8 protein-coding genes and 1 pseudogene are annotated in these 6,581 nt (G+C 68.9%); 2 read left to right on the forward strand and 7 right to left on the reverse strand.

Going from position 1 to position 6,581, the window contains the following annotated elements; translation table 11 throughout:
- Positions 1–384: pseudogene (locus VF794_RS07890) on the reverse strand (DUF2380 domain-containing protein); the annotation flags it as partial.
- 49 nt (positions 385–433) lie between these two features.
- Here VF794_RS07890 and VF794_RS07895 point away from each other — a divergent pair.
- Both VF794_RS07895 and VF794_RS07900 read left to right on the forward strand, forming a co-directional pair.
- The gene (locus VF794_RS07895) at positions 434–1,003 is read left to right on the forward strand and encodes a HutD family protein (RefSeq protein ID WP_331108568.1); all 570 of its coding nucleotides are present in this window, start codon (positions 434–436) and stop codon (positions 1,001–1,003) included.
- Between the two features lie 24 nt (positions 1,004–1,027).
- Positions 1,028–1,720, forward strand: coding sequence for a hypothetical protein (locus VF794_RS07900; protein ID WP_331108569.1), 693 nt, complete (start codon positions 1,028–1,030; stop codon positions 1,718–1,720).
- A 72-nt stretch (positions 1,721–1,792) separates the two neighbouring features.
- Here the strand turns inward: VF794_RS07900 and VF794_RS07905 are convergent, their stop codons facing one another.
- The 6 genes from VF794_RS07905 to VF794_RS07930 form a co-directional block, all read right to left on the reverse strand.
- Positions 1,793–2,371 (reverse strand): hypothetical protein, encoded by a 579-nt coding sequence (locus VF794_RS07905; RefSeq protein ID WP_331108570.1) that lies wholly within the window; start codon positions 2,369–2,371, stop codon positions 1,793–1,795.
- Positions 2,368–3,099, reverse strand: coding sequence for a hypothetical protein (locus tag VF794_RS07910; protein ID WP_331108571.1), 732 nt, complete (start codon positions 3,097–3,099; stop codon positions 2,368–2,370). The genes VF794_RS07905 and VF794_RS07910 overlap by 4 nt, the downstream gene beginning before the upstream one ends.
- Before the next feature lie 112 nt (positions 3,100–3,211).
- On the reverse strand, positions 3,212–3,448 hold the full coding sequence (locus VF794_RS07915) for a DUF2171 domain-containing protein (RefSeq protein WP_331108572.1): 237 nt from the start codon (positions 3,446–3,448) through the stop codon (positions 3,212–3,214).
- 425 nt (positions 3,449–3,873) lie between these two features.
- The gene (locus VF794_RS07920; RefSeq protein ID WP_309888220.1) at positions 3,874–4,908 is read right to left on the reverse strand and encodes a rod shape-determining protein; all 1,035 of its coding nucleotides are present in this window, start codon (positions 4,906–4,908) and stop codon (positions 3,874–3,876) included.
- Positions 4,909–5,146: 238 nt separating this feature from the next.
- Entirely contained in the window at positions 5,147–5,668 is a 522-nt protein-coding gene (locus VF794_RS07925; protein WP_414640886.1) for a putative ABC transporter permease, read from the reverse strand.
- Positions 5,669–5,855: 187 nt separating this feature from the next.
- Complete coding sequence (locus tag VF794_RS07930) at positions 5,856–6,575, reverse strand: glycosyltransferase family 2 protein (protein WP_331108574.1); 720 nt, start codon at positions 6,573–6,575, stop codon at positions 5,856–5,858.
- Positions 6,576–6,581: the final 6 nt, after the last annotated feature.

The raw sequence follows: 6,581 nt of genomic DNA on the forward strand, positions 1-6,581 counted from the left end.
CCATCGCAGTTGCTGGAGGCCATGGTCCACGAAAGGGCCGAACAGGTTGGTGTATCGACCGGCGATGCCGGCCCTGCTGGCCTTGAGGCTGGAAAGTTCGCTGGAGATGCGGCGAGTAGAGCCCGACACGTCGAGAACGGCACCGAGGAGCGCCTGTCGGGCCCCTGTGGCGCTCCGCTGCGCGGGCTCCGCGGCGTTATGGGGGACTGCGCCTCCAGCGGTGCCCGCCACGTCGGCCAATGAGGGCGCGGCGGCCTCGTGCTGCGTGTAGCGCAGGTTCATTCCCCTGTTGGGAGGTAGCGTCACCGACACACAGCCGGTGGACAGCAGGGCCATGGTGAGCAGCAGCCACATCCATAGGGCCCGTGGCGAGTCAGTGCGCATTGTCCACTCCCAAGCCCACGGTAGGATACCGTTCCGAAGGCTACCGCTGATGAGACGACTCGGATCCGCCGACTACCGCGACATGCCCTGGAAGAACGGGGGCGGGGTCACCCGCGAGCTGCTGAAGCTGCCGCATCCGTCCGATCCGGCCCGCTTCCTGGCTCGCCTGTCGATCGCCTCGGTCGCGGCGTCCGGGCCCTTCTCCGTGTTTCCAGGGGTCGACCGGACCTTGATGATTCTGGAGGGGAAGGGTGTGGCGCTGTCCTTCGGGGCCACGCCGGAAGTGGTGCTCGACCAGGCCCTGCGACCGCTCGCGTTTCCGGGCGAGGCGGAGGTGCGGTGCCGGCTGCTCGGCGGTCCGGTGCGGGATTTCAACCTCATGGTGGACCGGGCCGTGGCCGAGGCCTCGCTCGCGGTGCTGCACCTGGCCCCGGGCGAGGCCCTTGGGGTCGCGGAAGGCTGGACCGTGCTGCTCCATGTCCTGGAGGGGCGGGCATCAGTCACGGGAGCGTCCCTGTCCGCGAACGAGACGCTCTGGCTGGAAGAGTCCGAGCCCCAGGCGCTGCGGAGTGACGAGGGCGCCGTCGTGGTCGCCATCCACCTGACCCGCCGGGCGTAGAGGGCGCTAGAGTCGCGCCCCGCCATGCCGCCTCGCGCTCCCCTCGTCCACATCCACGACCACGCCCTGCCCGACGCGGACTTCGCCCGACTGTGGCGCAAGGTCCGCGCGCTGGGCACCGAGCGCCTGCGACAGACGTACCAGACGACCTTCTGGTTCGACCTCGGCGAGCCCACCAACGTCGTGGAGCAGGTCATCCTCGCGCTGCGTCCGCGCGTGCCGCTGCGCCGGGGCCTCGTCGGCGTCGAGTGGTGGTTCTCCCGGATGCGCACCACCGACGTCCAGGTGGACTTCCACCAGGACCGCGACGAGAAGCTCGCGCTGCGCGGTGGCCCGCTCGTGCATCCGCGCTTCACCTCGCTGCTGTTCATGAACAGCGTCCGGGGTGGGGCGCTCGCGGTGACGAAGGCCCTGCCCTGCGAGGACAACCCCTCCCTCGCTCCGAACACGGGCGACTTCGACCTCGCGAGGCCCAAGCCCAACCGCTTCGCCTTCTTCCGCGGGGACCTCACCCACGGCGTGCTGGACGCGAACAACCAGATTCCCACCGGGAAGCTGCCGGGCACCTCGCGGCTTCGCGTCACCCTGGTGATGAACTGGTGGGGCCAGCGCCCCACCGACATCCCCACCTTCTCCGAGTCGAAGGTGTACCGCTCGCTCGCGCTCCGACCCACCCCGGCCCCGAGCCGCCCCGGGCGTGTCAGACCTGTGCGCTAGAAATCACTCCCGTTGTCTCCGTGGAGCCGGGTCCGGGCGGGTCTCGGGCCCGGCTTTCACTTCTTCACCGACTCAGAGCCCGCTGGGTCCCAGCGCGCCCTCCAACCCATCGAAGGGCTTGGCGATGAGCGCGTGCAGGACGATGTCCTCCAGCCGGAGCTCCAGCGGCAGCGGGTCGCCGATGGCGGTCGTCTGCGTCACCGTGTTGGCGACGATGACCCAGATGCGCGGCTTGCCGATGGCCTTGACGAGCGTGGGCGAGTTGACGTTCACCGGCGTGCGCGTGTTGGGCTGGAAGTCGCGCTGGGGCAGCAGCTCCTCGGCGGTGGCGTAGTACGGGGGCGGGTTGTTTTCGCTGTAGACAAGGGGCTGCTCCGGCGTGGCGTTGCCCGTGAGGGACAGGCGCGCGGAGGACCTCAGGATGAACGCCTTCGAGGGATTGAACACCGTGAGGTCGGCGGTGATCTGCTTCACGGTGACGTCGACATCCTGCGTCTCCTCGGGCATGTCGACGGCCACCTCGACGTAGACGGGCCTGATGACCGAGGTGACGGGGATGGTGACCGACTGGGGCGGCGTGTCCAGGGCGACTTCGGCGGAGCACGCGGCGAGCAGGAGGGGGCAGAGCAGGGCGAGGAGGGCGCGTCTCATCGGAAGGTCCAGGACAGGTCGAAGGCGGGGAGGAAGGGGATGCGTCCCTCGTTGACGGGAAGCAGGGGCTCGGTCAGGTCCACGTAGGCGGCTCCGAGGGAGAAGCCGAAGTTCTCCCCGGCGTAGCGGATGCCGGCCGCCCCGCGCAGGGGGAAGCCCTCCTTGAGCCGGGCGCCGAGCTCACCCACCACGGACCAGTTGCCCGCGAAGTTGAGGACCAGGGCGGCCGTCGCCGTGGTGGACACGGTCTGGTAGCGCCAGTGGCGCACCTCGGCCTGCACCAGCACCCGGCCGAGCTGAAGGCCGTAGAGCGCGTAGCCGCTGGGCCCCTGGAAGTCGATCTCGAACTCCTTCACCGCCGGCTCCCGGGAGGTGACGAAGTTGGAGACCAGCTGGCTGCCCAGGAACTTCGTGTAGCGCGCGCCGACGACGAAGCGGTGGGGCCCCGCCTCCAGGCCCCAACGCACGCCCAGGTTGGGCGCGAGCGCCAGGTCCGCCAGGACGGAGGTGTCCAGCGCGAAGCCGAGCCCCAGCGGCACCGCCGAGCGCTGCAGGCCGAGCACGGGGCGCTTGATGACGGCGGCCTCGTCGGAGGCGAGCAGCCGCGCGTTACCAGCGTGGTTGAAGGCATGGGCCTCGGTGGACCCGAGAAGGGCGCCGAGGGCCGACAGCACGAGCCCGGCCGCGATGGAGCGGTTCGGGCGGGAGGAATGGTGATGGGGGTTCAAACCCGCTCACTCCTTGAGGGGAAGGGGAGGGCGTCCGTGTATCGCGCCCTGGCCTACCTGTCACACCCACACCGGGTGTGGTTCCCGTCACTGGAGTCGCGGTGAGCCCGCTTCAACCGTTGAGAGGGGTGTCGTCCTCGGGCGGCACGGGAGGGTGCTCCAGCGCGAGGTAGACGTCCCGCCCCTGGATGCGCGCCACCCCGTGGTAGCGCACCATGTAGTCGCGCCGAGCGGGCCACCCCTGTCCCAGCTCGAAGTGGGTATCCCCCACGTTCGCCACCGTGCCGAGCTTCCGGCCTTCCTGGTCCCTCACCGTCATGCCTTCGTGGATGTCCTTCGGGTCGATCATCGCCGTTCCTCAATCATGGCCAGCCCTCGCTGTGTCGATGTCCTGCGATAAGTGTCCTGTGCCTCGTGGCGAAGAACACGCCCTTCGCCAGGGGAGTCGCTGCTTCCGCTTGCCCCCCGGAGGGAGCGGACGGCCCCCGTGAGCCTCGTCGGTGGAGTGGGCGAGTAGGCCCCCTCCGCCTTCCTGTCGAGGTCTCGGATGATGCACGGGGGATGTAGTCATGACGGAGCCCAAGGCCCAGAGGTGGAACGCACTCCGGATCGACCGCTCGGCGCACTCCAGGCAGCCACACTGGCGCCGAGCGCTCCTCCGAGGGAGGGTTGTCCGCGGACTGGTCCACGGCGGGTGCTCGCCTGGCTGGATGCACGGCGGGCGTCCCTCTCCCGAAGGGAGAGGGGAGGGTGGAGAAGAGAGGGGACTCCGGCTCAGCCCGGCTGGCAGACCTGGCGCAGGATGTCGAGCGACTCCAGCGCCTTGCCCGCGCCCATCACGACGGCGGACAGCGGGTCCTCGGCGAGGAACACGGGCAGGCCCGTCTCCTCACGCAGCAGGGTGTCCAGGTTCTTCAGCAGCGCGCCACCGCCGGCCAGCACGATACCGCGGTCGGCGATGTCACCGGCCAGCTCCGGCGGCGTGCGCTCGAGCGTGAGCTTCACCGCCTCGACGATGCCGTTGATCGGCTCGGCGAGCGCGTCGCGCACCTCATCGCTGCTCACCGTGAGCGTGCGCGGCACGCCGGCCACCAGGTCGCGACCCTTGATCTCCATGGTCATGACCTCCTCGGTGGGGTACGCGGTGCCGATGCCCATCTTGATGAGCTCGGCCGTGCGCTCGCCGATGAGCAGGTTGTACTTGCGCTTGACGTACTGGATGATCGCCTCGTCCAGCTTGTCGCCGCCGATGCGCACGCTCTTGGCGAACACGATGCCGGCGAGGCTGATGACCGCGACGTCGGACGTACCGCCGCCGATGTCGACAATCATGTTGCCGCTGGGCTCCGTGACGGGCAGACCGGCGCCGATGGCGGCCGCCATGGGCTGCTCGATGAGGTAGACCTCACGGGCACCGGCGTTGGCGGCGGCCTCGCGCACCGCGCGGCGCTCCACCTCGGTGATGCCCGAGGGGATGCCGATGACGATGCGCGGATTGACCAGCGTCTTGCGGTTGTGCGCCGTCTGGATGAAGTAGCGCAGCATCGCCGCGGTGATTTCGAAGTCGGCGATGACTCCGTCCTTCATGGGACGGATGGCCACGATGTTGCCCGGCGTGCGGCCGAGCATCTCCTTGGCCTCCTTGCCCACGGCGAGCACCTTCTTGCCGCCGCGCGCGTCCTGTTGAACGGCCACCACGGAGGGCTCGTTGGAGACGATGCCCTGTCCGCGGATGTAGATGAGCGTGTTGGCCGTGCCCAGGTCGATGGCGAGGTCACGCGAGAAGAGAGTGTGGAGCCAGTCGAACATACGGGGGCGGAAACTTTCGGGAGTGCGGCGTCATTTCCATGCACCAGCAGGGAACGCGCGGCAAGGTACTACGCAGGACCCGCAGCAGGAAGAAAAGCCGACTGTCAAGTGCAGGGCCCGGCCGGAGAGCGTCCGGCCCGAGGGGCCCACCTTCCTTTCCCCCAACACGCCCTTCCTCCCTTGGAGAGAAGGTCCGGAGTGAGGGGTTTTCCCCACAGCTCCATGTCTGGCTGGACGCTCAGTGGACGGGATGGGCCTCGGTCTCCTCGGCGAGCAGGAAGGTGTCGGCCGCCTCGCCGGCCTCCTGTTCGGTGGAGACGGCACTGAGGTGGAGGGGCTCGGCCACCGAGCCGGTGTCCATGGCGTGCCGGTACTCGGGCGTCTGGCGCAGGGCCTCGCTGGTGACGCGCAGGAAGGCCTCGCGCACGGGCTCGAAGAGGAAGCTGGCGGCGTACCAGAAGGGGGCGTAGTCCAGGCGGATGAGGCCCTTCACGCTCCAGCCCCGCTTCTCGTAATCCCAGGGGCAGCGGCCGAGCGCCTTGCGCAGCAGCCATCCCGTGGTGAACTCGGCGCCGAAGATGACAGCGGTGTAGGCGAGCGCGCGCACGGGCCGGGGCAGGAAGCGCAGCCGATCATGGAGGAACTCCATCCCCAGCGCGGTGGCCCCGTAGATGGGATGCATCCACAGGTAGGTCTTCGCCGTCCCATGCGAGTCCCGCTGCATGATGGCGGCGCTCATGCCGGTGAAGCAGACCTCCATCACCCAGCCAGCACATCCATAGAGGAGAAATCGCGGTAGCACCCCGGAAACCTAGGGTGCCGCCGAACAAAGGGCACCCATGCCCGGCGGGACGATGCGGCGAAGACGCCAGGAGGGCGAGCAGGCGTCGGGTGTCGGGCTTCGGGCGCCCGAGGGTGTCGGACGCCGGACACGGCGGGGCGGAACGTCAGCGCTTCAGGGCGTACTTGCCGATGACGTACAGCGCCCGGACTCCGTCCTTCCAGCCAATCTTCTTGCCCTCCTCGTAGGTGCGCCCGTGGTAGCTGATGGGCACCTCGAAGACGCGCCAGCCGCCGCGGGCCACCTTGGCGGTGATCTCCGGCTCGAAGCCGAAGCGGTCCTCCTCGACCGTCACCGAGCGGATGACCTCGGCGCGGAAGGCCTTGTAGCAGGTCTCCATGTCGGTGAGGTTGAGGTTGCTGGTCATGTTGGACAGCATGGTCAACAGGTTGTTGAGGACCGAGTGCCAGAAGTAGAGGACGCGCCGGGGCGTGCCGGTGAAGCGGCTGCCGAAGACCACGTCCGCGTCGCCGTCGATGATTGGCTGGATGACGCGGGGGATGTCGCGCGGGTCGTATTCGAGGTCCGCGTCCTGGACGATGACGATGTCCCCGGTGGACTCCGAGAAGCCGCGGCGCAGGGCGGCGCCCTTCCCCTGGTTCTTCTCCTGGAAGAGGACGCGCAGCTCGTTGCGGTTCTTCGGAGTGCCGCCGACGGCGGACAGCCCCTCGGAGGCAAGACGCTGGAGCAGCTCGCGGCTTCCGTCGCGGGAGCAGTCGTCCACGATGACGAGCTCCTTGGGGAAGTCCACCGCAGTCACGCGGCGGAGGATTTCGGCGAGGGTGGAGATCTCGTTGTAGACGGGAATGACGACGGAGACGAGCATGGCGGG

The organism is Archangium sp. (assembly GCF_036389735.1).
Taxonomy (GTDB): Bacteria; Myxococcota; Myxococcia; order Myxococcales; family Myxococcaceae; genus Archangium.

Bases quoted from the DNA above. Each gene is read 5' to 3' on its own strand.
- VF794_RS07895 (WP_331108568.1), top strand. From the start codon at position 434: ATGAGACGACTCGGATCCGCCGACTACCGCGACATGCCCTGGAAGAAC.
- VF794_RS07900 (WP_331108569.1), top strand. From the start codon at position 1,028: ATGCCGCCTCGCGCTCCCCTCGTCCACATCCACGACCACGCCCTGCCC.
- VF794_RS07905 (WP_331108570.1), bottom strand. From the start codon at position 2,371: ATGAGACGCGCCCTCCTCGCCCTGCTCTGCCCCCTCCTGCTCGCCGCG.
- VF794_RS07915 (WP_331108572.1), bottom strand. From the start codon at position 3,448: ATGATCGACCCGAAGGACATCCACGAAGGCATGACGGTGAGGGACCAG.
- VF794_RS07920 (WP_309888220.1), bottom strand. From the start codon at position 4,908: ATGTTCGACTGGCTCCACACTCTCTTCTCGCGTGACCTCGCCATCGAC.
- VF794_RS07925 (WP_414640886.1), bottom strand. From the start codon at position 5,668: ATGGAGGTCTGCTTCACCGGCATGAGCGCCGCCATCATGCAGCGGGAC.
- VF794_RS07930 (WP_331108574.1), bottom strand. From the start codon at position 6,575: ATGCTCGTCTCCGTCGTCATTCCCGTCTACAACGAGATCTCCACCCTC.